The organism is Bdellovibrio sp. HM001, assembly GCF_055397275.1.
Genome location: NZ_AP029174.1, coordinates 2281014 through 2307514, shown reverse-complemented (window position 1 = coordinate 2307514; position 26501 = coordinate 2281014). Strand labels below are relative to the sequence as shown.

Sequence of the window (26501 nt, the reverse complement as noted above, 5' to 3'; positions counted from 1 at the left end):
TTTCTAACGAAAGGAGTGTTGGTATGTCTAACACAGTAGCATGGATTATTTTGGCAATCGCAGGTCTTCTTGAAGTCGGTTGGGCCATCGGCCTTAAATACACCGAAGGTTTCACAAAGCTTACACCCAGTCTTTTAACTTTGCTTGCTTTGGCAGGCAGTATGTTTTTACTGTCTCGTGCGGCGACGGTTCTTCCTATCGGGACTGCGTATGGGGTGTGGGTTGGTATCGGTGCTCTTGGCGCTGCGGTTCTGGGAATCATGTTGTTCAATGAGGCGGCCACGCCAGCTCGTCTGTTCTTCCTAGGTCTTTTGTTGATATCCATCATTGGACTGAAACTCACAGCCGGTGGGCACTAAAAAACTCACCTTATCGGGGGAGGAGTCGCAAACTTCAGAGAGCGTTCAGAGAGGATCTGGACATAGGTCCTCTTTGTCTCTCTCGGGTTTGTTCCGAATCTTTCAGGGTTCAGACAGACCTGGAGTTGTAGCATGTTGTTTCGCGGATTCAGAAGACTTTCATTCACTCAACAATTGACCCTGCCCATTGCCGTGGTTGGAACTTTGGTTTTGGGAGGTATTGCAGCACTGTCCGTTCAGGATTCGTTCAAGGATGCAAAAGAAAGTGCGCACACTCTGACTTTGGAGATGGGGCGGAAGTACTCTCAGCAGATCAAAACCTATTTGGACAAATCTTTTGCGCAGGCCGAGGTTGTGGGGCGCAGTTTGGCCATGGATGTGCAGAATCATCTTCAGGATCGCAACAAGGCCTATATGACCTTGCGTGAGGTTTTAAGCAGCGATCCTCAGTATCTGGCAACCTGGTCTGCTTGGGAGCCTGATGCCTACGATGGCAAAGATGCCCAGTACATGAACTCACCGATGCATGAAAAGACCGGACGGGTGTATCCGTGGTGGGTGCGTCAGGGTGACAAGATCGTCTACAAGACGTTGCTGAATGAAGAAACGCCGGATCTGGGGGATTGGTACTTCCAGCCGATTCAAAGAAAGCAAAGTATGCTGGTGGAACCCTACAAGGACACCGTCAACGGCAAAGAGCTGGTCATGACCTCGGCTGTCTACACTATCGTGCAGCAGGGCGAAGCCAAGGGACTTGTGGGTATTGATATCAGTCTGGATAATATCAAAAAATTGGTGACAGAAGTCCGTCCCTTTGCCGACTCTCAATCGTTTTTGCTTTCGGATAAGATGATGGTGGTGGCAGGTCCCGCACAGGCGGAAGTGATGCAGACGTATCAGGCCGATGCGGATCTTCAGTCTTTGATCCAACGTCATGAGCCTGGCAGTTTGGAAGTCGACAGTCCCCGCGGCAAAGAAGTGGTTTTGGTGGTGCCGGTGCCCATCTATAATCTTGAGCAAAGCTGGACGCTGGTGATTCGCACGCCAGAAAAAACGATCCTGGCGGCCGCCTACTCGTCCTTATGGAAGCAGCTGGGTTTTTCTTTGCTGGGTCTTCTTTTGCTGATGTCCGTGGTGTATCTGGGGGCGAAAAGATCCGAGCGGAAAATTTCCACCCTGTCTTCGGGGCTGACCGAGTCTTCTCATGGTATTTCCGAGGATCTTGAGCACTTAAACACGACCGGGAGTCTACTGGCGGAAGCCTCGACCCGGGCAGCGGCCTCCATCGAGGAAACAGTGGCTTCACTGGAGGAGATCACCTCAATGGTGCGTTTGAACACCGGCCATGCACAAAATGCGGCCTTGCTTTCCGGTGAATCCGCGAAGCTGGCCAAGACCGGAGAGGCAAAAATTCTGGAGCTTGTCCAAACCATGACGGCGATTGAGTCGTCGTCACAAAAAATCGAAGAGATCATCAACATCATCGATGACATCGCATTTCAAACCAACCTGCTGGCCTTGAATGCCTCGGTCGAGGCGGCTCGTGCCGGAGAGCACGGCAAGGGGTTTGCGGTGGTGGCAGAGGCTGTGCGATCACTGGCGCAGCGGTCGGCTTCGGCTGCAAAAGATATTAATCACTTGATCTCCGCATCCGTGGCGCAGGTCAAGCAGGGCACCGTCATGGTGCGGGAAAATGGTGAAGTTCTGAAGCAGATGTCCGCCAGCATTGAAAAAGTCGCGGCGTTGAATCAGGAAATTGCGGACGCTAGCCAGCAGCAGTCCACGGGAATTGAACAAATCAACGTGTCCATTAATCAACTGGATCAGGTGATCCAGAAGAACGCCTCTGAAGCCGGTGAAATTGTGACAGCGGCCGCCAACATCAGTGAGAAATCTGAAGTGATGAATGCCACTGTCAAGGTGTTGAGCGCCGCCTAGTCGCCGTGAACGACGGAATTCATCTCTGTCACCACCGTCTTCATGACGTGGGCCTGATTCAGGATCTCCTGAACTGTGGCAGAGATTTCTTCCGCTGAGGCGGCATTTGTCTGAATAGCCTGATCCAAGGAGTTCATCGCTTTGCTGATCTGCTGAATGCCGGTGGATTGTTCGTCACTGGCTGAAGAGATTTCAACATTCAGGTGACTGACTTTGCGTACTGAATCGACGATCTCTTTTAAGTTCGAGTTGGAGCTTTCTGCTTTTTGGCTGCCACGCTGAACTTTTTCGATAGAGTCATTGATCAGACTGTTGATATCTTTAGCCGCTGATGCGGATCTTTGCGCCAGGGTTCGAACGGCTTCTGCGACCACCGCGAAGCCCTTGCCGTGCTCTCCGGCACGAGCCGCCTCGACTGAGGCATTCAAGGCCAGCAGATTTGTTTGGAAGGCCAGGTCGTCAATCACACTGTTGATTTCAGCAATCTTCTTGGAAGAGCCAGAGATCTCTTCCATCGCTCCGACCAGAGCGTTCATCTCGGTGTTTCCGCGTTCAGCGCTTTGATTGGAGTCTGCCGACAGGCGGGCCGCCTCTTTGGCGTTGCCGGCGTTCATTTGCACCATGGAAGTCAACTCTTCAAGACTTGCCACGGTTTCTTCGATGGAAGCAGCGGACTCGGTGGCCGACTGAGCCAGGTTCTGTCCAGCGCGGCTGAGTTGATCGATCGCGGCCGTCACAACGTTTTCCGCTTGATCCAGACTTTTTGTCAGACGGGTAAAGCGCTGGGAGATCCGGCGAGAGATCGCAAAGACGGCAACCCCCATCACCAAGAAACAGATAACAAAAACCAAAAGCTGATTCCAGAGAAGGGAGTACGCGCTGGCCAGGACTGTTTTGACGGGTGTGGAGATCTGCACCCCCCAAAAAGTTTTGGAGTACGGAATCGCAACCGGCACTAGAATGTTGAGAATGTCCTGGCCCGAATGTGGATCCGTGCCGGTTTTAAGCAGCAGACGGCCTTCTTTCAGGGCCTGCTTGAATTCTTCCTGAGCGAAAGGCAGCACCGCAGGTTTACCCACCAGATCCGCCTGGGGATTGGTGACATAGTTGAACTGGTCTGAGATCAGATAACCCACCGAAGTTTCATAGGGCTTTACGGCGGCGATTTGCTTTTCCAGTTGCGACAGCAGAAGATCAACGCCGACCACGCCTTGCATTTTTCCGTCTTGATAAAGGGGAGCTGCGGCGGACGTCATCAGAAGATTCTGCCCATTGACCTCGTCATAGTACGGCTCCGTCAAAATACGATGTCCGCTTTTCTTGGGCGCCAGATAGAACTCGCCATCATAGTTGATGTCATTTTCCCAGGCCAGGGTGCCGTTCTCTCCCGAGCGATTCCAGTAGGGACCAAATCCGCCCACCTTTTCATATCCGGGCTGACCCAGATAGTGAGCGTCTTGTCCGTCGAAGGCATTGGGTTCAAAAGTGGCCCACACCCCAAAGACGGAAGGGGCTTGTTCCAGCATGGCCTTTAAGACTGCGTTGACTTCAGAACGCTGTTTGGATTTTTGTTGGCGAAGAGTCTCCAGATAGGCCTCGAGCTGCTGGGCGACCATAAGGCTTGCATCCAGCTCGGCTTTAAAGGCATTGGCGAAGGACTCGGCAGATTTGCTGACTTTAAATTCAGCGTCGCTGCGTGCGCTTTGAAAACTTTGAGAGGCTGAAAAATAAGTCAGAAGTCCCAGAGCAATGAATGTGATAGTCAGAATAGGAAGGGCAATTTTGGTCTGTAAGGAGAACTCTTTCTTCATTGAGCCATCTTAAAGGAGTTTTGCGCATCTGACCTCGGCGAAAAAACAAATAAGACTCTGGTCGGAATTTGCGTCTTCAACAATTAGGCGACGGTGTCCGCGCCTCTGAGCCAAAGGGCAAGTTTATTACAGATTGCGAGGAGTTCTTAAATACACTGTTTGAAAGAAACAGTGGGAACGGTCAAAAAAAAGGGAGGCTCAAGCCTCCCTTTTTTACTCTTACTTCAACGTGAAGTTGAAGATGCTGGTGTCGAAAGAGTTGTACTCGTCGTAACGAGAAAGTGCATACAGTTCTTTGCGAGTTTGCATTTTGTCCAAAAGACCTTCCTGAGTGCCTTTGGCTTTGATTTCATTCAAGCCCGCCACGGTCGCACCCATCGCCAGACGGAACGTCGTCACAGGATAGATCACGATGTTGTAGCCAAGGTTGGAAAGCTCTTCGTAAGTGTACAAACGGCCCTTGCCGAACTCAGTCATATTCGCCAAAAGAGGAACATTCACAGCCTTGCGGAAAGTTTCAAATTCTTTTTCGTTTTCCAAGGCCTCTGTGAAGATGCAATCCGCACCCGCATCGATGTAAGCTTTCGCACGGTCAATGGCTTTATCCAAGCCTTCAACAGCACGGGCATCCGTACGAGCAATCAGAAGGAAGTTTTCATCCAGCGCTTTACCACGAGCCGCCGCCGCCACTTTGCGGGACGCTTCATCACGAGTCACGAGACCTTTACCATCCAGGTGACCACAGCGCTTCGGATTGATTTGATCCTCAATGTGGCAACCCGCCAGACCCATCTCAATCATTTCCTGAACCGTGCGAGTCGCCGACATCGGTTCACCAAAACCCGTGTCGATATCAATAATGGTCGGAAGTTTTGTCGTGCGGGCAATCTGACGACCACGCTGAGCCACCTCAGTCAAAGAAGTCAGACCAATATCAGGATAACCCAGATCATTGGAAAGCACAGACCCAGAGATATAAACCCCATCAAAGCCCGCTTTCTCAATCGCCATGGAAACCAACGGAGACCAAGACCCCGGCATCTGCAAAAGCTTGCCAGACTTCAAAGCCTCTCTAAAATTCTTACGTTTCTGCGCAGGAGTAATTTCAGGAAACAACATACAAACCTCATCCTTCCTCACGACCCGCTTGGGGACGGGGAGGGGGCTTAGCCTTAAGCCCTTCCCCTGCGAACAGTCCTCGCGGACGCCATCCCTTCGGGATGAGCTGCTGCGGAACTTGGTGAAGAGCTTAAGGCTAAGCCCCCTCCCCATCCCCAAGCAGCTCTCGGGTATCGTGTATCCATTTATGTTTTCTTCGATTCAGAGCTAAACACACAAAGTTTTTAGAGTGCCTATCTCTCAATGTCCGGCAGCGCCGGTTCAGCAGTTCATCCTATCACAGTCCATTTCAAGTAGTGCCCAAGTATAAGCGTCAACAAATTGAACTTATAGAGCGATGAGCTTGAAGGGAGTGGGAAGCTGTACTTGGAGGGACCTCTGGGGGCGCAGGAAGCGCGAACCGGGCGAACGCCCGGCCCCAGCGAGGCAGGAAGCCGTGTCCCGTAAAGGACAGCTTCCCACTCCCTTCAAGCGGACCTTCGTTCTAGAAGATCCCTTTGTTGTCGCGTTTGTTGTTCACAAGCTTTTCGATTGGGATCTGAACGTTCAACTGCTGAACTTGTTCTGCAGTCAGGTTTTCCAGATTTTCAACCAGGCCGATGAAACGATCGCGTTCTGCTTTGGTGATGATACCTTCAGTCAGAATGTCGAACTTGCGGATGTAGTCCGCACGTTTGAACGGACGAGCGCCCGCTGGGTGAGCATCAGCTACGCCAAGCTCATCAACGATTTTGGAACCGTCTTTCATTGTGATTTCTACGCGGCCACCGAAGCGTTTTTTGTCTGGATCTGTTTCGTGGTACCAAGCAGTCCATTGTTTGTCTTCAACAGTGGAGATTTTGTGCCACAAAGCCACAGTGTCCGGACGCTGAGCGCGCTCTGGAGCGTAAGAGTTCACGTGGTGCCAAGTTCCGTCCTGCAACGCCACGGCGAAGATGTACATGATGGAGTGATCCAAAGTCTCGCGGGATGCATTTGGATCCATTTTTTGTGGATCGTTTGCGCCAGTACCAATCACGTAGTGAGTGTGGTGAGACGTGTGGATCACGATAGACTGGATGTCGTCGAAGTTTTTGATCATTGGCTTCATTTTGCGAGCCAAGTCGATCAAGGCTTGAGACTGATACTCTGCAGAGTGCTCTTTTGTGTAAGTCTCAAGGATCGCGCGTTTTTCTTCGCCCACTTCTGGAAGTGGAACTTCGTATTTACCATCTTTGCCATCAAGCATGTAAGCGATAACAGAGTCTTCACCTTCGTAGATCGGAGATGGAGCGCCTTCGCCACGCATAACGCGGTCCACAGCTTCTACAGCCAGTTTACCAGCGTGAGCAGGTGCATAGGCCTTCCAAGAAGAGATTTCACCTTTGCGGGACTGACGAGTCGTGAAGGACACGTGAACCGCTTGTTGAACCGCTTGATAGATGGTTTCAGTTGGCAAAGACAACAAAGTTCCGATGCCTGCGGCTGTTGCCGGGCACAAGTGAGCGATATGATCTTTTTTGTGTTTGTGAAGGCAGATCGCTTTAACCAGGTCCACGTGAACTTCGTAACCAGTCACGATACCTTTCAGAAGGTCTTTACCGTTTTTGCCCATTTGCTGTGCCACTGCCAAGATAGCAGGGATGTTGTCAGCAGGGTGGGAATAGTCAGCAGCCAGGTAAGTGTCATGGTAGTCCAATTCACGAACAGCAGTGCCGTTCGCCCAAGTGGCCCATTCACAGTCAAATTTCTGATCATTTGGCATACCGAAAACAGTTGCACCGTGGGCGCGAGGATGCGCAATCGCCATGGCACGAGCAGAAGCCACCGGACGACGGTTGGCAGCAGCAATCGCAACAGAGGCGTTGTCGATGATACGGTTGATAACCATGTCAACAACGTCAGCTTTGATAGGGGCATTGTCAGAAGCGATTTCGGCAATCTTCCAAGCCAGTTGATCTTTGCGATCCAATTTTTCTTTGGACGGGTAAACGCGAACGGTGTGTTTCTTCATGAGAAAGTCCTTTCTGGATTTAGAAAAATGAAACAGCCCAAGCTATCTTGGGCTCCAGTAAGGGTCAAGAAACCGCCACGCTCAGCAGACAGCTTCGCTCAATGCGTCGAAAGCGCCGTCCAGCCATCCTTGTTGTGAAAGTCAGGATCGGAGCCCGGATGGGACAGGGACCAGTAGCTCAGCGAGCCATCAGTAAACTCAATCACCGCCGTCAGGCCCAGGCAGGTGAAGTCAAAGGGCTTTTGGCTGTCGATTTCGATTTCAAACAGAGCCTCATGCTGTTCCGGCTCATGGTGTTGAAGGCGCACGCGGGTTTCCGCTGCCGGCTGCATACCCTCGCGGTAACTGCTAAAGGAGTAAGCATTCCAGTTGCCATTAGGAGCACAGTTGATTTCCAGATAAGGCGAGCGGGGAGAGGTCCCCGTTCCCAGAAAAGCCTCCAAACAGGTGTGCTTCCAAAGGCCGTCTTCCCGGTGGATCTGAGGGGTCGCTTTGGGCCACAGGATCAGGGCCAGGTTGCCGGAGATTTTGAATTTGACCAGCAGGCGGTTGTCAGCCAGTGAGGAGATATTCCCGTGGACAGAAATACTTTCGGTCAGGGCGGTTTTGCTGAAAGGCTTCAAAGGTTTCATGCTTTTTTCTCCCATCCCAGCAGGGCGGTGAAGAGGACTTTGTTGTCGCCGACACGCAGCCCCTGATAGCTGGTGATTCCGGCGTCTGAAGTTTCCGGGTTCGGTGCTTGACAGCTGCGGTGAATTTCAACCTCGTCACCTAAATGGGTTTCAGCCAGAAAATTGACCGAGTAGCTATTCAGCTGAAGTTTTCGGTGCAGGTCATAGGGGACGGCATCCAGAATCCACTGCGCGTATTTGGTGTTGTTCACATGCTGATTGATATCCAGGTCGGAATTTCGCACGCGGTACTTGGCGATTTTTTCATAGGTACCCTGCACGGGGATTTTCTCAGGCGTCAATCCCGTGGCACGTGGATGGGTCAGGCTTTCCCAGGGACGCAGATTCTGTGCAGGAAGAATTTTTTTGCTCTGGCGATCCAGGGCCAGCCAACTCGTGGAACACAGGCCGATTTCCTGGCCTTGTTGGTTCAGCACCACGAATTCACGGCTGACAAAGGCGCCTTCCGGCGGGCGCAGCCAGGTTTGCACTTGAAGATTTTCACCGAAGCGGGGCCACTGTTTCATCTGCAGTGTCTGACGGGTGAGCACCCAGAACAGGCCGTCTTTTTCCATGTCCTGCATGCCAAAGCCTAAACTTTCCGCATGCATCCAAGCGGTTTCCTGCAGAAGATTCAGTAATCCATAAAGACCCAAGCGTCCCATGGGATTAACCAAAAGACTGGTAATGTGAAAGTTTTCTGACCAAGGGGAGTTGCTAATGTTTGGCATTCTCACATCCTCTCATATCTTATCTGTAAGAAAACAAGAAAATGCTCATATCTCAAACACAGAAAAGATTAGAAATTGCAAAAAAACAGGAAGTACTTTAGATCAAATAAGCTATAATGTATTTATATTGATGAGATATTTTTGAAAGCAAAGGCTTGTCACAATCGCTTTGTTATGTATAAATAAATCATCGTTAGGTGGAAACGCATGAGACAAAGAAATATGCTAGCTGATTTCTTGAAGCAAAAACGTGTATCTGCAGGTCTTTCTCAAAGAGACGTGGCTGACAAATTGGGATACTCCACTCCACAGTTTATTTCAAACTGGGAAAGAGGTGTTTCTCATCCGCCAATCAACGCTTTGAAAAAGTTGGGAGAGCTTTATAAAGTCTCTGCTGATGACTTGTTCGAAGTGACTTTGAATGCAACGATTCATGAGGTGACTCAGGATTTGCGTCGCAAATTTGCAAGCAGCAAGGCTCGCTAAGTCGAGATCATTCAAGGGCACAAGTAAAGGGGCTCCATTTTGGAGCTCTTTTTATGTCAAAAATGTAAATAATATATTGTTTTATAGCAAGTTTGCGGTGCATTATGAGTCCCAAGACCCCGTCTGCGGTCGACAGTTTTAAAAAATATGCAGAGGAATTATGTGCGTTTATTGAGCAAGAGGGTTGGGCCGTGCGCCCTTACCATCAGGACTCTTTGCCGTTTTTCTTGCAGTTGAATGAGTTTCAGCGAGGCACAACCATCGAACTGCTTCGTCAGTACCTGGAGATTTGTGAGCGTGTGTATTCCCGGGGGCGCCGCTTAAAGGACATGCCTTTTTTTGTGGAAACGGCTTTGGACTATTATGGTTATAGCATTTTTCCCCAGACAATGGGGCGCTTGCGGGCGGAACCTAACAAGATGGTTGAATTCTACTCTGACAAGCACACCCAGTTCTTTAGATCACTGAATTTCTTTGAGTTCACCAGCTACACCATCGAAGACTTGTACTGCCGTCAGTGGGTTCATCTGTATGATCGTGAAGAGGCGATGACCTTGCGGATCTTAAAGAAGGCCAACGCTGTGCTGGCAGGGCAGTGTGAGGCTCCTTTGGCGGTGCTAGAGCCTCACATTCTGAAAGAACGTCTGTCCTTGGAACGCTTGCAGGTGGAAATGAAAAACCTGGAGCTAGAGCCCTTACGTAAAAACGGCCAGGTTCAGGGAATCTTTGCCATGGCCGATTGCACCTGGGCTCTTTAGAATGTCCCGATAGACAGGTGGAAGCGCCAAGGTTCTTCCCCCGGGCGCGCATCCAGTTTCCAGGCCCATTCCAGGCTCAAAGGACCCACCGGCGTGTTATATCGGATTCCGAATCCGGCAGAGTCCCGGTAAGGATCTGAAAATTTTAAATCCTCAATTTTCACAGACCCACCATCATAGAAAACGGCTCCCCCCAAGCTTTCATAAAGCGGGAAGCGCAACTCTGATTTAATCAGATACATGGTTGAATCCGAAGTCAGATAGTACGTCGGATCGCTTTCAGTAAGCCCCAGATCCTGTCGGTTCGGGAAGACTTCCTGAGTTCCGGCCTCATAGCCACGCACGGTGGCTTGGCCTCCCAAAGTGAAGCCCTTTTTATCCCAAGGTACACCGCCCCCAGGACTTAAGTTTTTCATATACCCGGCACGCCCTTGATTGGCCCAGACAACCGGCTGCTTGGAAAGGTGACCGACCGTCCAATAGTGCGTGAAGCTTAAAGTGGTACGCCAGTATTCAATTGTCGGGCTGGAACCGATTGAAGGACTCGCATATTCCGCATTCCAACGGGTGAAGGTCCCTTTGCTCGGATTGAAAGGATTGTCACGGAAGTCCAGATCCAGTTGGGGGCCGGTTGTTGCGATGTTTTGCTCAACTGTGTCGTATGGATAGGAATCATCCAAACCGAAGTCACGGATGGTGGCCAAAGACCACAGATCCCAGATTCCCAGAATCCGTGAGGTGAAATCCTTTTCTAAAGAGTAAGTGGTCGAACGCACGTCGGAGACCTGTTTGATATCGAAATCCGTCACCGTGCTGGAGCGAGTGACATTGATACGTCCCCGCACGCGGGAATCAAACAAATAAGGCTCCAGGTAACCCAAGACCACGCGGCTTTCCAGATACTTGATATCTGCGACGTTATAGTTTCCTTCAAGACGCAGGGAAACTCCGCGTCCGGTGCCCCACAGATTTCGATAGGCCACGCCCGTGTATCCACGCAGTGTCAAAGTTCGTTCGTTGGTTGCTCCGGCGCCCAACGTAAAGACGCCCGGATCGCGTTCACTGACCTTGACCAAAACCGTGCGGTTGGCAACGTTGGTTTTTTCTTCCAGTGTGCGGATTTCGACAGAGCCAAAGAAGCCGGTTCTTTGCAAGCGCGCGACGGACTCCTCCAGATTTGACGGGGTTAAAAGGTCGCCGTTTTTAAACTCCAGTTCCTTGTGAATAACATAGTCCGAGGTGAAGGTGTTGCCTTCCAGGATGATCGACGCCACCCGAACCTGAGGTCCTTCGAAGATCTTGAAGTTGAGATTGGCTTTGGTGTTGGTTTCATCATAAGTCACGACGTCGCCGCGTTCATTCAGCAGCAGCATTTCGATATAGCCGCGCTCTTTATAGAAGTTCTTCAAGCGGGCGATAGAGTCCTCGATCTGCGTCAGGCGCAAGGGGCCCGCGCGCAGACGGGTGGCCTGCAGCAGCTCCTCGTCCCCGAAGGACGAGTTTCCTTCAAAGGTCACGGACTCCACAATCGTCAAAGGTCCCTCATCCAGATTGATGTGGATTGTGACGGCATCGCGCTCTTTGTTGTACTGGGTGCGCGTGGACAGGATCTTGGCCTGCAGATAGCCGTTGTTTTGCAGTTCCAGAATCAGATTTTTCAAGCCGATGTCGATGTCCTCTTTATTGTAGTAACCGCTTTCCACTGTGCGAGAGCTGTGGGCTTCAATAAAGTTGATATAGTATTTGTCTTTGCGATTAAAGCGCCCTGTCAGGTTGTATTTCTGAATTTTGACCCGGGGACCTTCTTCAATATGGAAGGTCACCTTCCTTTGGAACTTACGTGCTTCAGCTTCATCCACTTTGACTTCGGCCCGGGCATAGCCCCTTGCCAGATAATGAGCGCGAATCTTCTGCGCCAGCTCGGTGCCCACAGAGGGGCTGGCGGAATAGTAATTATCCAGATCCAGGGCACTTTCGATTTCCCGGATCGCCAGGAAACGAACCCCTTGATAGTCGAAGTTGTATTTTTCGGTTTTCTCCAGACGATAGGTCAGCACGACTTCGCTGTCATCTTCACTGAATTCCGTGGTGGGGCCCACCAGATCCGCCCGGATGTAGCGGTTTTCAGTCAGGTACTCGCGCGCCGCTTTTTGAATCTGTGCCAGGGTCGCGTCCGTGTAAGGATCATTCAGGGAATCGTCGATTTCCTTCATGACCTTCTTGTTCAGCTCCTCGTTGGGGCTGATCAGAATAATATTTCGCACCAAAGAGCGTTTGTTTTCATTCACCCGCACAAGCACGCCCACCGTGTCGGCAGTTTCAGGCGGCATTTCGATGTCAATCAAGGCATTGTAATAGCCCAGATCTCGATAGGCCTGACGCAGTTTTTCACCTCCTTCAATCAGCGTCTGCTGATCAAAGACGTCTCCGGATTTAACCCCAAAAAGATTTTCTGCTTCCGATGTGGAGAAGTTCTTATTGCCCACGATTTTCACGCTGGCCACCCGGCGGGTCAGCTCATATTCCAGGCGCAGGGGAGAGCTGTTGCCATCATCCAGAACACGCACGCGTTTGATCTGTGGCTTAAGCTGCAACTGGCGTATGATGTCGTCCACCTGATCCTGGGTCAGGCGCTCTTTGCCCAGTTGCGGAAACCTTCTGGTCAGATCCTCTTGAAGATCCTGGGGCAGGTTGGATATGTTCAAAGGCTTTTTTAAGGCCCAGACCGACGTACTCCAGCCCAGAGTCAGCGTCGCTAGCAAAAACACGGCAGGGGATCTTAGGCGTGAAGATATCATTTAAACTCCCGCTTAAACTCTAGATCCAAGCCAAAAATACTTTGGGACTCTTGTTGGGTGGACTGAACATTCGTGCTTTCCTCTGTCGATCCGCGACTTTCAAATGAACCGATGGCTGTAACGTTGCTGTTCAGAAGATATTCCAGCTTGATGTCATAGGATTGTGTATCACCCACGGGACGACTGCCGGACACCTTCATTTTATCTGACAGTCGACGGCTTAAGGTGATCTTTGGCACACTGATGTTGCGGGTGGAATCATACTGGGACGTCACAGCCAGATTCAGACCTAGCGTGCTTTCAAGTTGTTTGTTGATAGGTTTTGCCAGGACCGCCCCCCCGATTTCCACGCCCAGCTGTTCGGCCTGTTGACGGGATTGCAGGTTTTGATCCATGGCCGAGGAGGTGACCCCCAGGGCAATCAGGGAAATAATATCCTGCTCTGACAGTGGTGGGACACTGTTGAGGTGAATGGTCAGATTTTTTGACGGTCCTTGCGCCAGCAGCGTGATGTCGTATTCATTGATGCGTGACATGGCCGAGATATAAAGATTCGGATTGATTTCATCAGGATCATTGAAGTCAATCACGCCGCTTTGGATGTCAAAAACCTTGTCTTTGAAGATGATCTTGGATTTGCGTTCCATGCTGATTTTACCCAGAAGCACCGGATTGGTCGGAGTCCCTTTGACTTGCAGCTGTCCTGTGACCGAACCATCGATCAAAGAATTTTTAACCACGATATTTCGATTTAACAGGATCTGCAGATCCAGCAAAATGGGCTCAAATTGCCCCTCACGCAGCAGCTTTGGCAGATACTGGCTTTGGCGAACCCCTGCCACCGTCCCGGCGTCTTCGGTGAACTCTTTTTCAACCAGAGCGTTGGACACATGGAAGGTGCCGGAAAGAGTGAACGGGAACCATCGGCCTGACAAAAGCACATCGGCATTGCCACTGCTTCGGACCTTGTCCGGGACGTTGAAGGTCACGCCATCCAGACGGGCGCGAATGGTGGTGGGGATATCCTTGATTCCATTGATCATGATGCCGCCATCCCCGGTCAGGGTGCCGCCCGCGATCTGGCCTTTGATGGCATTGATCAGAATGCGGTTCTGCGAAAAGACGACTTCCGTGGAAAGGCGTTCAAAGGGATGCGGGAAGCCTTTGATCTTAATGAAAGTGTTCTGGGCGTTGGCATTTCCAAGAATTTCCGGTTTCATCAAGGTGCCGGAAACATTGGCTGAAATGTGCAGCAATCCCCCCATATCCTCAAGGAACGGAGTGAAGATTTGCAACAGGCGAAGGTCGGTGTGACCGGCCACACCCAGATTCAGCCGTTCGGCGGAAAAATTAGAGCCCCGAATCTGCAGCAAGTGATTCGGACCTGACAGGGTGAAATTGCGGATGTTGACCAGACCGTTGTCGGCCGTGATGTCAATAGGCCCATTGTTGGTGAAATTCAAAGGACCGCGCTTCAGATTGAAGGTTTCAATGTGAATCTTACCGCTGGCCTTCAGGATGTCGCCTTGCTCTGAGCGCAGGTCCACCATTGATGTCAGGGTGGAGTCATATTCGCTGGCCAGATTTGCGCCGCCGATCAACCCCAGAACCGTCGAGTAATTCCATTTGTTAGTATTTACTTTCAAAACCAGTGGCGATCGTCCTTTTTCCATCGGGATCTGAAAGTCCGCTCGGACCTTGTCCCCAAAGAAAGTGAATTGTCCGCCCAAACTGTTGCGGTTGACCCTGACAATAAAGTTCGAGTTGGGAATTTCCTGGTCCTCAAAAAGAGTGTCAGTGATCGCACCTTTTAGCAGAACCTGCGGGTTGTTGACGGAATCTTTCAGTTCGGCAGCAAAATTCACATTGCCGGTGATGTTGGAGTTGATTTTGCTGATAATGTCAGATTCTTCCAGATGCCAGTTTTTTCCATCAGCATAAAGATTCATGATGCGATCTGAACTGATGCCACCTTGCAGAGTCAAAGTGGAGTTGGCCTTTTGCAGGATCACTTTGTCAGCATTGATGTTTCCGTCTTTAGCCGAGGCATTGAACAGCAGCTGATTGAATCCCTCGGGTCCGATCGTGACATCCTTAAAGGCGGACTCCAGCTTGTAATTCAGCTTCCAGAAGTTCAAAGGTCCATCAACACGGGCTTTGGCAGCGCCAGCCCCAGAGACGGGCAGAGGGAATCGGTAGATCTTTTCAAAGATCGTGGCCACATCGCCGAGTTCCGCTGTGGGAATGCTGAAGTCACCTTCCAAAGTTTCATTGTTCAGGTCGACATCCAACTCGCCCAAATATTGCGTGCGATTCAGAGCGCCGGCGATGTCTTCAAAGAACAAGATGCCTTTGCTGTAGCGGAGATGGGTCAAAAGATTTCCCAGAGTGAAATCCTCAAACACGAAGTTGCGTGCATTGAGCTTCATATTGAAGACGGCAGCATTGGAGTCCCCGGAGGTGGATCCTTCGATGCTGGTTGTGCCCACCAATTTTAAGTTGGCCAGATTACGCACATTTTTAAGATCCAGCTTGTCGGTTTTAAAGTTGATCTTAAAACCTTTGTGGAAATCAATCACACCATCAGAACTTCCGGCGCTGTCACCCATGGTCACGGAGGCCGCGTAAGAAACCTGATCCAAAGTCACCTGAACCTGGCCTTTGGCAGACATCGCATCAATGTTCACCAGGTCTGGGGTTTTGGGTTTGATGTCAGTCTTCACCCAAAGGTTTTTCCCCTTGAGGGAAGCGTTAGAGCAGGTCACCTGAAAAGTGGGGCGGATCTGTCCTTCGCAGGGAAGCTGACCTTCCAGTTCCAGACCGACGGGAATGTTCGCCAGATCCAGATTTTGGAAAAGTTTGTAAAGATCCAGGCTGTGAACCGTCACCATAGACTTAAATCCGTAATTGCCATCCAGCCGTAACTGCGATTTTGTCAGAGTGGCTTCACCCGCCGGGTGGTGCACTTCCATTTCCGAAAGTCCAATGACGCCATTGTGGTATTCACCCTGAATACGGGCGTCACCCAGTTCCAGCTTTTCCAGCGTGACAGAGCGGGTGTTGATTTCAGCCTTGGCGCGGATGTCGTCAAATCCGTTGAACTTGGTGTCGACTTCCGTGATCAATTCACCACCTATCGCCGGCAGCTTGATGTCCGGGCGCAGACGCTTCATTTCCGTATAGATGTCGCTCAGGTTGATTTTTCCGGTCAGATCCAACACGCCGGAAGGTTTGATGGCAATACGGGCAAAGTTGGTCAGCTCGCCGCGGGCCAAAACTTCCGACTGTCCCAGTCGGACACCCAGTTGAATGATCTTTAAAGACTGACGGGTCAAATAGAGGTGAGTATCCAGTGAGCCGGCAAAGTCCCCAAAACCAGTCAGCTTCACCTGCAGTTCTGGTAAGTTGGCCTTGGCCGTCAGGTTTTTACCCATATTGGTCAGAAGCAGATCGCCACTTTGTACGGTCGCATTCAGCTTAAGCTGTTTGGAGGTGATCTGGGTTTGAATGTTCTGCAGGAAAATTCGCTGCAGCGGCAGTTGCTCTAACACAGCAAAGATCTGATCCATCGGCAGCTCTTTGGAAGGGGAGTCCTCTTTAAGGAGCGGATCCAGATTGATTTGCGCCTGAGGAGAGTCCACGACCACTGCCGACAACGTCAGTCGCCCACCCAGCAGATGGAACATGTCCACAAAAGTGCGAACACTTTCGATCCTGATACTGGGAAGAACCTCGGCCAGTTCGCCTTGTCCTTCAATAGTCACGCCTTCCAGGGCGGCGGAGGGACGCAGGAACCGCAAAGAAAGTTTCTCGGCACGGATTTTCACCGGCAGGTTGGCGGCGGAATAGCTTTGGATTTTTTCCAGCGTCCAGGCTTCAATCTTCGGAGCCAACACCTGGGCCATCAGAGCCCAGAGCACCAGAATTACAGCCAGCGGAGTGATAAGAATCCAAAAGACACGTTTCACTGACCACTCCAGATGCTAAGTAGCGCACTGGCGGCGCGATAGTGTGGACGAGCGGCCAGAAGTCCTTCGAGTACTTCTATCGCCGTGTGTTTTTGTCCCAAGCCCCACAGCGCCTGCGCACGCAGATAAGCGGTGGCAAAGAAAGTTTCCGGATCATGCGCAAACAGTATTTCTACTTTGGCAAGATCGGTCAGCAGTTCCACGAAGCGGCGGCACTTTAACAGGATCTCAAGCCGGAACCAGATCAGGGATTCAGTTTCCTCGCTGAAAGAAAGCAAAGACAGTGCATCCTCGAAGCTGTCCAGCATATAAGCGGCCACGGCAAAATCAAAAGCCATCTCCGGATACTTCTCGGCGTGCTCGTGCATACTTTGCATCAGTGCCTGCAGGGCCTGTTCAACTTCGGGTTCCCGGGGGGAATATTCTTCGGTGTTGATACTGACTTTGCGTGAACGTGGTGTTCGGCGCGACAGAATCTCCAAAGCATAACGCTGTTTGTGTTCATTCACCTCGCGGCGAATATCGCTGTCTCCAGGATAAAGTTTTTGCAGACGCTGCAGCAGGGACTTTTCCTGCTCATACAGTTGCTGTGTGCGCAGGGTGATCAGTTGCTCCAGCAAAGAACGTTTGTTGTTCAGATAGTCTTTGTGGATTTTATATTTGCGATTGCTGCGCCATTCGCCCAAAGTCTGCAAAGTCTGGCGCAGAGCCAACGAGCGTGAGGCTTCGCTTTGAGCCTGGTCCTCTTCGATTCCGTCCTGCAAAGCGCGCACAGCCTTTTCATTCAGCTCGTCAGAGAAAGCACTTAGCGCTTCAAGAAAATAGGGCCATGGAATTGGGAAGGATTCGTTTTCAATGTGACGAAGAACGAACTCAATCAAAAGATGTTCATGGCGTGACTGAAGCAGGAAGCGAGAAAGGGCGTTGATATTGTCCAGAGTAAGAAGGTCCGGCGAGGACTCGATATTGCCGATAAGTTGTGTGGCAACTGCGCTGAGATCATCAGCGTGTCTGAGAAGACTTTGGATTTCTAATTCAACATAAGTGGACAAAAAAGCCTCCGCAGCTTAACTCGTTTATTTTGCGATAAAATTGAGTGGTTGCGGAGACTTAATACTGAGCGTTACTTATTTTTGGCTGACGCGCTCGACGTATTCACCTGTGGAGGTGTCAATACGAAGAACATCGCCTTCACTGATGTGCAAAGGCACGCCAACAACAAGGCCCGTTTCCATAGTGGCAGGCTTGGTAGCGCCCGTAACGCGGTCCCCTTTGATGCCTGGGTCCGTTTGAGCCACAGTCAGGTTCACGGCTTTTGGCACATCACAAGCAACAGCTTTCTCGTTATAGAACAAGATAACCACTTTCAGGTTTTCTGTCAGATAGTACTTCGCATCACCCAGGTCTTCTTCAGACATGGCGATCTGTTCGAAGGTCTCTTGAGACATGAAGTTGTAACCCGTGTCGTCTTTGTAAAGGAAAGACATCTCTTTGTTTTCCACGTTAGGAACTTCAAACTTCTCACCGGACTTGAAGGTGGATTCCAAGTTTTGGCCAGTCAGCATGTTTCTTAGTTTGGTGCGGGTGAACTGATTCCCTTTACCTGGTTTTACGTGTTGGAAATCCACGATCACATAGGGTTTCCCCTCGAGCATGATTTTAAGACCTTTTCTAAAGTCCGACGTTTCGTACATGATAAATCCTTCCTCACGGCTGATGAAAAAGGCCCCACTGACTGCGTTGTCGGGCGGCCTTCTCGCTCCGACGTGCATTAAGCACGTCTGCGCTGCGAGGGACTACTCCGCCTTGCATTGGGACCTTTTTGATCAGCCTTTTATCTTTATGGCTGATCAGAAAGGCATCATGACTTATAGGGACGTAGGCGGTCAACCTTGGGCGCGGTAGTCTTCGATTTTGCGAAGCATCATCTCAAGAACTTCCAGCTTCTTTTCGCGGATCAGCTGTTCGCGTGGCAGAAGTGGTTTTAGCGGAATGGCCTCATCAGAGTCGTTATAGCGAACCTGAAGGGTGTTCATACGGCGTTGGATTTCCGGGTGGTCGCCAAACTCCAGACGGGTGTCTTTCAGAAGAGCATGGGCTTTTTCCAAGTCATTGCGCACAATAAAGGCGTCGATCAAAGAAAGCATGCGCTCCAAGGCCTTGTTGGTGGTCACCGGAGTGGGGCGGATCACCACCTCTTCCGGGGCAAAGTCAGGCGGGCGCTCGGATGAAACCGGAGCCGCTTGCAATTTCACTTCCGGAAGTTTTGTCATCGAAAAGACGTCTTCATCATACTCATCCGCCGTCAGGGATTCCAGTTTCTGGACGGCTTTTTGGGCGCTTTTTGAGTTCGGATTCAGGAAAAGCACCATTTTAAAGGCTTTTAAAGCCTCTTTCGGATTTTTCTGAGCCAGATGAACTTCCGCCGTCAGTTGGTGCGCCAAAATATTTTCGGCCGACAGGGAAGTGGCTTTTTTCAAGGCCTCAAGAGCTTTTCCCAGTTCGCCCAAGTCGCGCATCACTTTGGCGTAAGTGACCAGGCCGCCGACAAATAGCGGATGGCGTTGAACGCCCAAAGTCACCGTTTTACGCGCTTCTTGCAGCATTCCCATCTCGCGATAAGCTTCGGCCAGAGGTGCAAAAACCTGAGAATTCGGATCTTTCTCAAGGAGACTCTGGTACTTTTCGATGGTGCTTGCTTCAATTTTGGGCATAGACTGATACTAAAGCAGATTTATTGACTAAGCAATATCTACGACGCCATAGTGGAAATATAAAAAAGGAAAATTCTTTGATCATTCTTGGGGTCGATCCCGGTTCTCGCATTACAGGTTTTGGTGTTGTCCGTGTTCACAACGGAAAGATTGAGCACGTCAATCACGGTGTGATTGTGATGGACGCTGATGAAGCGTTTCCGCTGCGCATGAAAGAGTTGGGGTCCGCCTTCCGCGAGGTCATGGAAAAGTACAAACCCCAACAGGTGGTCATCGAAAAAATCTTTCTGGGCAAAAACGCCGACAGTGCCTTTAAGCTGGGGCACGCCCGCGGGGTCATCATGTATGAAGCCGGTTTGGGCGGGGCGGAAGTTCAGGAATATGCCACGCGTTCCGTGAAAAAAGGTGTCACCGGAAATGGCGGAGCCTCCAAAGAGGACGTTCAGGCAATTTTGAAAGTCATGCTGAGCTTAAAAACCATCAGCCGCATTGACGCCTCCGATGCCCTGGCCATGGCCTGTTACCATGCCTTTGAGATAAAGAAAAAAGCGATTATGCAAAGAGCGGTGAGTTTATGATTGGATATCTGCGCGGTAAAATTATTGAAGTGATGAATGACTCCGCTTTGATTGATGTGCAAGGGGTGGGGTATGAAATTCTGGCGTCGGCGCACACGCTGGGGGATTTGCAGGATCTTCTGGGGAACGACATCATCGTATGGGTTCACACCCATGTTCGTGAAGATGCGTTGCAGTTGTTCGGTTTTCACGACAAAGAGGAAAAAAATCTTTTCCTGTCTTTGTTGAAAGTAAATGGCGTCGGCCCCAAAATGGCCCTGAGCATTCTTTCCGGGGGACGCCCGGCCCAGATTCAGGAAATGATCGAGGCCGGAAATGCCAAGGCCCTGTCCGGTTTGCCTAAAGTCGGCAAAAAGACGGCAGAGCAAATTATTCTTACTCTCAAAGGCAAGTTGGTGTCCATCGAAGAGAGTGCAAGCCCTGCGAAGAAAAAATCCCAAGGCCACACGCAGATCACCTCCGCGCTTTTGAATCTGGGCTATAAATCCCAGGTGGTGGATCAGTTTGTTTCCACTTTGCCAGCGGATATCAGCGTTGAAGACGGTGTCCGTAAAGGACTTCAGACCTTGTCAGGAGGCTTGTCATGAGTCGCATTCTGGAAGGGGATCCGGTCGAGGGTGAAAAGTCCTGGGAAAATGAGTTGCGCCCGCAGCGTTTTGAGGACTTCCCGGGTCAGGATGACGTAAAGGAAAAGTTGAAAGTTTTCGTGGCGGCGGCCAAACATCGTGGCGAGTCTCTGGATCACGTGTTGCTGGCGGGGCCTCCGGGACTGGGTAAAACCACCTTGTCCAAGATCATCGCCAATGACATGGGGGCTGAAATCAAAATGACTTCGGCTCCGGCGATCGACAAAAAGGGTGACTTGGCGGCGATTTTGACGTCGTTGAAGCCGCACTCGGTTTTGTTTATTGATGAAATTCATCGTCTGAGCCGTCATGTGGAAGAGTATCTTTACACCGCAATGGAAGACTACTACATCGACATCGTCACCGGCGAAGGCCTGGGAGCGCGTTCGATGAAGTTCACACTGGCGCCGTTCACTTTGGTGGGGGCGACGACCCGTGCGGGGCTTTTGAATCCGCCATTCCGCGATCGCTTTGGGATTGTAGAGCGCTTGCAGTTCTATGATAAGGATGCTCTTCGTCAGATCCTAATGCGTTCAGCAGAAATCCTGAAGGTGGAAATCGACGAAGCTGGTGCCGAAGAGGTGGCAAGGCGTTCCCGCGGCACCCCGCGTGTAGCCAATCGTCTTTTGAAGCGCGTGCGTGACTATGCCCAGGTCAAAGGCAATGGCGTTGTTACCAAGGACATTGCAGTCTATGCACTTAATCAATTAGGCGTGGATCAGTACGGTCTAGACCTGATGGATCGACGTATTCTTAGCTTGATTCAGGATAAGTATGCCGGTGGTCCGGTCGGAATCGACACCATTGCCGCAGCTTTAAGTGAAGAGCGTGACACATTGGAAGAAGTCTATGAGCCGTTCCTGATTCAGGAAGGTTTCATTCAGAAGACTCAGCGTGGACGTGTGATCACAGAATTCGCAAAAAGCTCCGTTTTAGCAGACAAATAATCGGTGACGTAATTTCTCGAAAAATCTTTTAATCTCATGGGCCTTGCCTAATGAAGACTCAAAGCCGGCGTATTGCCGGCTTTGTTGTTTGTCGTATTTTGAGCCTTTAAGAAGTTTTTATTTTGGGGGCCCGGGTATCCTGATAGAATAATTCGCGGTTCGCCTATGACATTCAGGCGATGTGTTGCAGTATTCTCTCTCGGAGTTGTGTTGTTTTGAGAATCCTGAGCTGCTTTTTTGGGGAGAAACTCTATGGCATCAAAACAGCCGTTGGTCATTGAAGTGCTGCGTGGTCCTGTTGTGGAAAGCCTGCATCAGGTGATGATTGTGGTCGTGAATGAAGTGGGCAGTGTCATTCAGTATTGGGGTCATCCCCAGTTTTTAACCATGCCTCGCAGTGCGATCAAGATGCTGCAGGCTTTGCCGCTGATCGAATCCGGTGCGGCTGACAAATTCAACCTGGAAGACAAACATATTGCGTTGGCTTGTTCATCTCATCGGGGAGAAAAAGAGCATTTAGCGGCCTTGGCTCAATGGGCGGAGAAGGCCGGTTTGAAGGAATCTCAATTCGTCTGTGGCCCGCATCTGCCTTATCACGAGGAGAGTGCCCACGAGATGATTCGTCACAACCACAAACCCACAGTTTTTTGTAACAACTGTGCCGGAAAACATTCAGGCATAATTTCGACATGTTTGCACTTGGGAGAGGATCCCACGGGTTATGAGAAGTACGATCACAATGCGCAGAAACGCCTGCGCAAAGTCCTGACCGAAACCATGAGGGTGGATCACGGTAAGATTCCCTATGGAGTGGATGGGTGCGGTATCCCGACTTATGCTGTGCCTTTGCAAGCCATGGCGGTGGGAATGTCCACGTTCATAAATCCCAAGGAAGCTCCGGCGCGAAGAGCGGCCGCAGCGCGAATTCTACACGCCGTAAAGACACACCCGTTTTATATTTCCGGCAGTGACAATTTTGCCACAGCTGTGATTGAAAAGTCACAGGGGCGTGCCGTGATTAAGGGTGGAGCAGAAGGAGTCTTTTGTGGTGTCTTGCCAGAAAAAAAGGTGGCCTTCGCAGTGAAGGCTGCCGACGGGGCTGGTCGTGCCGCTCAGGTGGCGACGGCGTCGCTGTTACTGAAGCTGGGCGGACTTTCGGAAGATGAATTTAAGGCTCTCTCGAAACACACAATGCCGGTCATCACCAACTGGCGTGGGGATACCGTCGGGCAAATCCGCATTGCGAAGGTCTGACAGTTACGGTACAGTCTAGGCAAGATGTTCTTACAGAAAACAATTCGTAAAAAGACCGTTGTTCAGGGGATCGGGATTCACTCCGGCGATCCCTGCACGCTGACTTTCCGACCGGCTCCTGCTGACACGGGCGTTTACTTTATTCGCACCGATTTGCCCGGCAGTCCTTCTTTGAAAGTCACTGCTCGCAATGTTCAGGCGACTTCGCACCAGACAACGATCGGTGGTCCTGAGTTTTCCGTGGCGACTATTGAACACTGTGTATCCGCTCTCTCTGCACTTCGCATTGATAACTTGTTTATCGAATTGGACGGGCCTGAAATTCCCATAGGCGATGGCAGTGCCAAGGTTTTCCTGGAGGCCTTACTGACCGTGGGGATTGTGGAGCAGGATCAGCCGCGCAAGTATTGTTATATTACAGAGCCGATTTACTTTAGCGAAGGTGATAAGCATGCCTATGTGGTTCCCTATCACGGCCTGCGTTTGACTGTGACCATTGATTTCCCGAATCCAACAATTGGCAAACAGACGATTGATCTGGACATCAATGAACAATCCTTTGGGCGTGATGTCGCCAATGCGCGCACCTTTGGATTTATGAAGGACGTGGAGGCATTAAAAGCCCGCGGTCTTGCCAAAGGTGGCAGTCTGGATAACTGCGTGGTGTTGGATGGTGAAACTGTTGTGAATCCGGATGGACTTCGTTGGGCGGATGAATTTGTGCGCCATAAGGCTCTGGATGCGTTGGGGGATCTGGTGACGCTGGAAATGCCTTTGATGGGGCATGTGGTGCTATATAAAGCCGGTCACGATGTGATGAACAAGCTTGTACGCAAGATTTGGGATTCGCCGAACAGTTATCGTCACGTCGAATTGGGGGCTGATATTTCAGAGGAAGTTCAGCGCTACACCGGATGGACTGTGCCAGTCTGAGATAAATTCGTTGTTCCTTGTATTCAAGCAAACACGTTACCAGGAGAGGGTCTTATGCGAGGCCCTTTATAGTTAAGCCCCCGTCAAAAGTGCCGATAGGTTATCGCATGAAACTGAATCTTTCGGCTCTTTTCCTGTGTTTTTCTCTGCTTTCAGCGTGTACGTTGGACTTAAATATGCGTGAAGGCAGTTCGCAGAACAGCCTGAGGCCCGAAGAGGACGTCTTCACGGAAGTTCTTTCCATCGATTTCAGAGCCAAAGCGGATAACAGCGATATTTCCGAAATCTATATCAGTAAAGATCAGTCACAATTTGACTATGTCGCCAGCATTCCAGGTTACATTGACTTCTTTGCGGCAGATCCCAGTTCTCCGGGGAATGGTTATGCCGTAGTGGTGAAGTCCCCGGCATCCCCGGGGGCTTGGCCGGACAAGGTGCTTTGGTTTGTTTCGGCCAAAGCGGAGGCCAATCAATACTTCGCGGATCTTCCCGCAGGACTGGAATCATGCACTGTCTTCCCTCACAAATCCTTTATAAATCTTCATTGTTTGGATGCGGCTTATGAACCTGTCGCTTATCAGATCGACAAAGCCAGTGGGGAAGTGGCCCCGCTCTTACCGAGACTGGGATACTTGGATGACAGCAACTATCGTTATCAAATTAAGTCTCCTGTCTTCCCGGGCAGTGCTGTGGATCTGATTGAGGTTCGCAAGATCGCTTTGGCAGATCCGTCTGACAGCAAATTGGTGGATCTTTTTGTTTACCTTGACGATGCCTACACAAAATTGCCCCTGAGCGGGGGGGATCTTACGGCGGTAGCGGCAGCGAATGTCGGTGATGTTCGCATGGATATGGACAATTTATTGACGGTGTTTCTTTTTGATTCCATCACTCAGGACGTCAATCTTGTGATCGTGGACGTGACTAAGGCAGATCAACTTCTGCCGGTTCGGGTTTTTGCCGGGACAGGGACGGTGTTCACTGAAGGGGTGATGGATGGTTCTCTCATTTTGAATGTGAACTCAACCCTGAAGTCTTACCGGCTGGGGTCAGGATTGAGCACGTTAAGCTATTCCAGCAATCAATATCTCGGGATTGTTCAGGGTCGAATGTACTATTTTGAACCCTGGGTCTTCGGTCAGCCACAGTGGTTTGGCAGTTGTGACATTAGCGGCAGTTGTCAGACTGTTTTCACGGATGCGGCGGCTTATGGAATTTTGACTCTGGTCCCGAATGAACAGCAGAAGATTTATTTTGTGAATAAGACATCTCCGGAAGCAGACAGGGTCCTTGAGTCCACCAGTGGTTCGGCAGGTGGAAGTGTTGTCGAGACAAAACTTACTGAAAATCTCAAGTCGCACCCCATTCCTATCGCCAAGGTCAGTTCCATCCGCAAAGTGGGCAATTACCTAGAGGTCTACTATCAGGATCCCAACACAAATCAAAGAGCTTTTGCCATCCTGGATGCGGAAACCGAAAGTGTTTTGGACACCTTTGTGGACTATTGTTATGCCGCCACGGATGAAGAGAGAAAAGATTTCGTTTTAAAAAATCATAAATACCGCGAGCCCCTGAAGCCTGGTCTGAACTTCATTGTGGCAAGTTTTGGCTGTATTTAGTCAAAGTGTTTTGAAATGAGACAGACAGACTCTATTCCATTTTTTCTCAACATTTGCCGTTAAGAATGATGGTACTGTATGAGGACTGTGTTTCCGGTGGGGGATGTATGCAGAATCAAAAGAAGATCTGGGGCAGTGTGATGGTCTTTGCTGTCCTGACAATTTGTACATTGACCTTTCAAAACTGTGCACCAAGCTCGACGGATTCGGCTTCGACGTCGTCAGACGGGGCTACGGCCAACACAGAGAATTCCAGCACGAGCACAAGTATCCTGACCTATCCGAACGCGGGCACACCTGTGACACTGATTCCTGGTCAAAGTATCACGCTTAAACTTACCAAGCCTTCGTACATGAGCAATGCTGCTGACTATCTTTGGATTGTGCCGTCGGACGATTATGCGTTGGCTTCGTACTATGGCCTGTTCACGGAGGTCGATGGTTATTTGTATGTGTCGCTGACGGTAAAGTCATCTTACGCCTCGGCGAAAAACATGCGCCTGTACATTTTAAATATCGCCTCAAACAGCTACGCCGACAAGACCGGACTGGGACTTAAGATTGATGCGTCAGCCTATGGTCAGCACTATTCCAGTGATATGGTTTCAGAGATGTGTGATGTCCGTGGAGGTTATGTTCCAACCTTCATTTTCGATAAAACCAAAGACGCCGCCGATGCTCTCATCGTCTTTGACAACGGGGCGGGAGTGGGTTCGTTGGAGTGTAACTTTGGTGGAACCTCTGTGGACTGTCTGAGTACCAGCTCCTGGCCGTCGGATTGGGCCTCGCGCAGCCTGACGATCTCAGGCTATAATCGCTGTGGGGCTACGACCACCCGAACCTTCTGACGGATCTAGGTTCTAACGAACTCCTAGGATTCTTTTGCCAGTTTCATCCAGACGAATCTGAAATGTCTGTTGGGTGTTCATTTTATCCTGCAGAAAAAGACAAAAGGGATGATTGGCAAACGCCGGCCCCTTTTGTTCAAAATAGGCCAGGGCTGGGGTGGAGGATTCCTGAGAGGTGTAAATCAGGGTTCCGTAACTCAGAACAGAGTCACCCATTTGTTGAACACCACATTGAAGTTGAAGAGCAAAAACCATACTGAGAATCATGGCGATGGTTATATCGCCGTTGTGAGCAGTCGTACAGTGGTTCATTGCGCGCTTGAAATTTTTAATGAGTTGTTAAAAAAACC

At 50.5% G+C, this 26501-nt stretch carries 22 protein-coding genes; 11 read left to right on the top strand and 11 right to left on the bottom strand.

All coding sequences use genetic code 11. The annotated features are described in order from the left end of the window. Positions 1–23: 23 nt before the first annotated feature. Both sugE and ACZ5ZZ_RS10970 read left to right on the top strand, forming a co-directional pair. Entirely contained in the window at positions 24–359 is a 336-nt protein-coding gene (sugE, locus tag ACZ5ZZ_RS10975; protein WP_464120707.1) for a quaternary ammonium compound efflux SMR transporter SugE, read from the top strand. A gap of 132 nt (positions 360–491) precedes the next feature. Continuing rightward, entirely contained in the window at positions 492–2297 is a 1806-nt protein-coding gene (locus ACZ5ZZ_RS10970) for a methyl-accepting chemotaxis protein (RefSeq protein WP_464131124.1), read from the top strand. Here the strand turns inward: ACZ5ZZ_RS10970 and ACZ5ZZ_RS10965 are convergent. The 5 genes from ACZ5ZZ_RS10965 to ACZ5ZZ_RS10945 all read right to left on the bottom strand — a co-directional run bounded on the left by ACZ5ZZ_RS10965 (position 2294) and on the right by ACZ5ZZ_RS10945 (position 8622). Continuing rightward, on the bottom strand, positions 2294–4108 hold the full coding sequence (locus ACZ5ZZ_RS10965; protein ID WP_464139358.1) for a methyl-accepting chemotaxis protein: 1815 nt from the start codon (positions 4106–4108) through the stop codon (positions 2294–2296). The two genes, ACZ5ZZ_RS10970 and ACZ5ZZ_RS10965, sit on opposite strands and share 4 nt — an antisense overlap. Positions 4109–4327: 219 nt before the next feature. Next, on the bottom strand, positions 4328–5227 hold the full coding sequence (gene prpB / locus ACZ5ZZ_RS10960) for a methylisocitrate lyase (RefSeq protein ID WP_464120710.1): 900 nt from the start codon (positions 5225–5227) through the stop codon (positions 4328–4330). A 484-nt stretch (positions 5228–5711) separates the two neighbouring features. Then, entirely contained in the window at positions 5712–7220 is a 1509-nt protein-coding gene (locus ACZ5ZZ_RS10955) for an MmgE/PrpD family protein (protein WP_464120711.1), read from the bottom strand. 98 nt (positions 7221–7318) lie between these two features. Next, positions 7319–7852, bottom strand: a complete 534-nt coding sequence (locus tag ACZ5ZZ_RS10950; RefSeq protein ID WP_464131119.1) for a DOMON-like domain-containing protein — start codon at positions 7850–7852, stop codon at positions 7319–7321. Next, the gene (locus ACZ5ZZ_RS10945; protein WP_464131117.1) at positions 7849–8622 is read right to left on the bottom strand and encodes an acyl-[acyl-carrier-protein] thioesterase; all 774 of its coding nucleotides are present in this window, start codon (positions 8620–8622) and stop codon (positions 7849–7851) included. Before ACZ5ZZ_RS10945 ends, ACZ5ZZ_RS10950 begins: the two co-directional genes overlap by 4 nt. Before the next feature lie 207 nt (positions 8623–8829). On the opposite strand from ACZ5ZZ_RS10945, the gene ACZ5ZZ_RS10940 reads away from it, so the two are divergent. Together ACZ5ZZ_RS10940 and ACZ5ZZ_RS10935 are read left to right on the top strand one after the other, a co-directional pair. Then, complete coding sequence (locus ACZ5ZZ_RS10940; RefSeq protein ID WP_464131115.1) at positions 8830–9108, top strand: helix-turn-helix domain-containing protein; 279 nt, start codon at positions 8830–8832, stop codon at positions 9106–9108. A 104-nt stretch (positions 9109–9212) separates the two neighbouring features. Then, positions 9213–9866, top strand: coding sequence for a hypothetical protein (locus ACZ5ZZ_RS10935; RefSeq protein ID WP_464131113.1), 654 nt, complete (start codon positions 9213–9215; stop codon positions 9864–9866). On the opposite strand, the gene ACZ5ZZ_RS10930 is transcribed toward ACZ5ZZ_RS10935, so the two are convergent. From ACZ5ZZ_RS10930 to ACZ5ZZ_RS10910, 5 genes are all read right to left on the bottom strand, one after another. Then, a complete protein-coding gene (locus ACZ5ZZ_RS10930) occupies positions 9863–12664 on the bottom strand; it encodes a POTRA domain-containing protein (protein ID WP_464139356.1) in 2802 nt (933 codons plus the stop codon). The genes ACZ5ZZ_RS10935 and ACZ5ZZ_RS10930 overlap by 4 nt on opposite strands. Continuing rightward, complete coding sequence (locus ACZ5ZZ_RS10925) at positions 12661–16632, bottom strand: translocation/assembly module TamB domain-containing protein (RefSeq protein ID WP_464139354.1); 3972 nt, start codon at positions 16630–16632, stop codon at positions 12661–12663. The genes ACZ5ZZ_RS10930 and ACZ5ZZ_RS10925 overlap by 4 nt, the downstream gene beginning before the upstream one ends. Beyond that, a complete protein-coding gene (locus ACZ5ZZ_RS10920; protein WP_464120717.1) occupies positions 16629–17684 on the bottom strand; it encodes a hypothetical protein in 1056 nt (351 codons plus the stop codon). Before ACZ5ZZ_RS10920 ends, ACZ5ZZ_RS10925 begins: the two co-directional genes overlap by 4 nt. A 75-nt stretch (positions 17685–17759) precedes the next feature. Continuing rightward, a complete protein-coding gene (gene efp, locus ACZ5ZZ_RS10915; protein WP_464120718.1) occupies positions 17760–18326 on the bottom strand; it encodes an elongation factor P in 567 nt (188 codons plus the stop codon). A gap of 192 nt (positions 18327–18518) precedes the next feature. After that, entirely contained in the window at positions 18519–19346 is an 828-nt protein-coding gene (locus ACZ5ZZ_RS10910; RefSeq protein ID WP_464120719.1) for a tetratricopeptide repeat protein, read from the bottom strand. A gap of 77 nt (positions 19347–19423) precedes the next feature. On the opposite strand from ACZ5ZZ_RS10910, the gene ruvC reads away from it, so the two are divergent. The 7 genes from ruvC (at position 19424) to ACZ5ZZ_RS10875 (ending at position 26151) form a co-directional block, all read left to right on the top strand. Next, positions 19424–19924 (top strand): crossover junction endodeoxyribonuclease RuvC, encoded by a 501-nt coding sequence (gene ruvC, locus ACZ5ZZ_RS10905; RefSeq protein ID WP_464120720.1) that lies wholly within the window; start codon positions 19424–19426, stop codon positions 19922–19924. Then, the gene (gene ruvA, locus ACZ5ZZ_RS10900; RefSeq protein WP_464131105.1) at positions 19921–20511 is read left to right on the top strand and encodes a Holliday junction branch migration protein RuvA; all 591 of its coding nucleotides are present in this window, start codon (positions 19921–19923) and stop codon (positions 20509–20511) included. Before ruvC ends, ruvA begins: the two co-directional genes overlap by 4 nt. Next, positions 20508–21497 (top strand): Holliday junction branch migration DNA helicase RuvB, encoded by a 990-nt coding sequence (gene ruvB / locus ACZ5ZZ_RS10895; protein WP_464131103.1) that lies wholly within the window; start codon positions 20508–20510, stop codon positions 21495–21497. Before ruvA ends, ruvB begins: the two co-directional genes overlap by 4 nt. Positions 21498–21749: 252 nt before the next feature. After that, the gene (locus ACZ5ZZ_RS10890) at positions 21750–22751 is read left to right on the top strand and encodes an asparaginase (RefSeq protein WP_464131101.1); all 1002 of its coding nucleotides are present in this window, start codon (positions 21750–21752) and stop codon (positions 22749–22751) included. A gap of 24 nt (positions 22752–22775) precedes the next feature. Further along, positions 22776–23684, top strand: a complete 909-nt coding sequence (gene lpxC / locus ACZ5ZZ_RS10885) for a UDP-3-O-acyl-N-acetylglucosamine deacetylase (protein WP_464139352.1) — start codon at positions 22776–22778, stop codon at positions 23682–23684. Between the two features lie 107 nt (positions 23685–23791). Beyond that, the gene (locus ACZ5ZZ_RS10880) at positions 23792–25303 is read left to right on the top strand and encodes a hypothetical protein (RefSeq protein WP_464139350.1); all 1512 of its coding nucleotides are present in this window, start codon (positions 23792–23794) and stop codon (positions 25301–25303) included. A gap of 65 nt (positions 25304–25368) precedes the next feature. Next, positions 25369–26151, top strand: a complete 783-nt coding sequence (locus tag ACZ5ZZ_RS10875) for a hypothetical protein (RefSeq protein ID WP_464139348.1) — start codon at positions 25369–25371, stop codon at positions 26149–26151. A gap of 12 nt (positions 26152–26163) precedes the next feature. On the opposite strand, the gene ACZ5ZZ_RS10870 is transcribed toward ACZ5ZZ_RS10875, so the two are convergent. Further along, entirely contained in the window at positions 26164–26463 is a 300-nt protein-coding gene (locus tag ACZ5ZZ_RS10870) for a hypothetical protein (RefSeq protein ID WP_464139346.1), read from the bottom strand. Positions 26464–26501 lie beyond the last annotated feature (38 nt).

Bases quoted from the DNA above. Each gene is read 5' to 3' on its own strand.
- sugE (WP_464120707.1), top strand. From the start codon at position 24: ATGTCTAACACAGTAGCATGGATTATTTTGGCAATCGCAGGTCTTCTT.
- ACZ5ZZ_RS10970 (WP_464131124.1), top strand. From the start codon at position 492: ATGTTGTTTCGCGGATTCAGAAGACTTTCATTCACTCAACAATTGACC.
- ACZ5ZZ_RS10965 (WP_464139358.1), bottom strand. From the start codon at position 4,108: ATGAAGAAAGAGTTCTCCTTACAGACCAAAATTGCCCTTCCTATTCTG.
- prpB (WP_464120710.1), bottom strand. From the start codon at position 5,227: ATGTTGTTTCCTGAAATTACTCCTGCGCAGAAACGTAAGAATTTTAGA.
- ACZ5ZZ_RS10955 (WP_464120711.1), bottom strand. From the start codon at position 7,220: ATGAAGAAACACACCGTTCGCGTTTACCCGTCCAAAGAAAAATTGGAT.
- ACZ5ZZ_RS10950 (WP_464131119.1), bottom strand. From the start codon at position 7,852: ATGAAACCTTTGAAGCCTTTCAGCAAAACCGCCCTGACCGAAAGTATT.
- ACZ5ZZ_RS10945 (WP_464131117.1), bottom strand. From the start codon at position 8,622: ATGCCAAACATTAGCAACTCCCCTTGGTCAGAAAACTTTCACATTACC.
- ACZ5ZZ_RS10940 (WP_464131115.1), top strand. From the start codon at position 8,830: ATGAGACAAAGAAATATGCTAGCTGATTTCTTGAAGCAAAAACGTGTA.
- ACZ5ZZ_RS10935 (WP_464131113.1), top strand. From the start codon at position 9,213: ATGAGTCCCAAGACCCCGTCTGCGGTCGACAGTTTTAAAAAATATGCA.
- ACZ5ZZ_RS10930 (WP_464139356.1), bottom strand. From the start codon at position 12,664: ATGATATCTTCACGCCTAAGATCCCCTGCCGTGTTTTTGCTAGCGACG.
- efp (WP_464120718.1), bottom strand. From the start codon at position 18,326: ATGTACGAAACGTCGGACTTTAGAAAAGGTCTTAAAATCATGCTCGAG.
- ACZ5ZZ_RS10910 (WP_464120719.1), bottom strand. From the start codon at position 19,346: ATGCCCAAAATTGAAGCAAGCACCATCGAAAAGTACCAGAGTCTCCTT.
- ruvA (WP_464131105.1), top strand. From the start codon at position 19,921: ATGATTGGATATCTGCGCGGTAAAATTATTGAAGTGATGAATGACTCC.
- ruvB (WP_464131103.1), top strand. From the start codon at position 20,508: ATGAGTCGCATTCTGGAAGGGGATCCGGTCGAGGGTGAAAAGTCCTGG.
- ACZ5ZZ_RS10890 (WP_464131101.1), top strand. From the start codon at position 21,750: ATGGCATCAAAACAGCCGTTGGTCATTGAAGTGCTGCGTGGTCCTGTT.
- lpxC (WP_464139352.1), top strand. From the start codon at position 22,776: ATGTTCTTACAGAAAACAATTCGTAAAAAGACCGTTGTTCAGGGGATC.
- ACZ5ZZ_RS10880 (WP_464139350.1), top strand. From the start codon at position 23,792: ATGAAACTGAATCTTTCGGCTCTTTTCCTGTGTTTTTCTCTGCTTTCA.
- ACZ5ZZ_RS10875 (WP_464139348.1), top strand. From the start codon at position 25,369: ATGATGGTACTGTATGAGGACTGTGTTTCCGGTGGGGGATGTATGCAG.
- ACZ5ZZ_RS10870 (WP_464139346.1), bottom strand. From the start codon at position 26,463: ATGAACCACTGTACGACTGCTCACAACGGCGATATAACCATCGCCATG.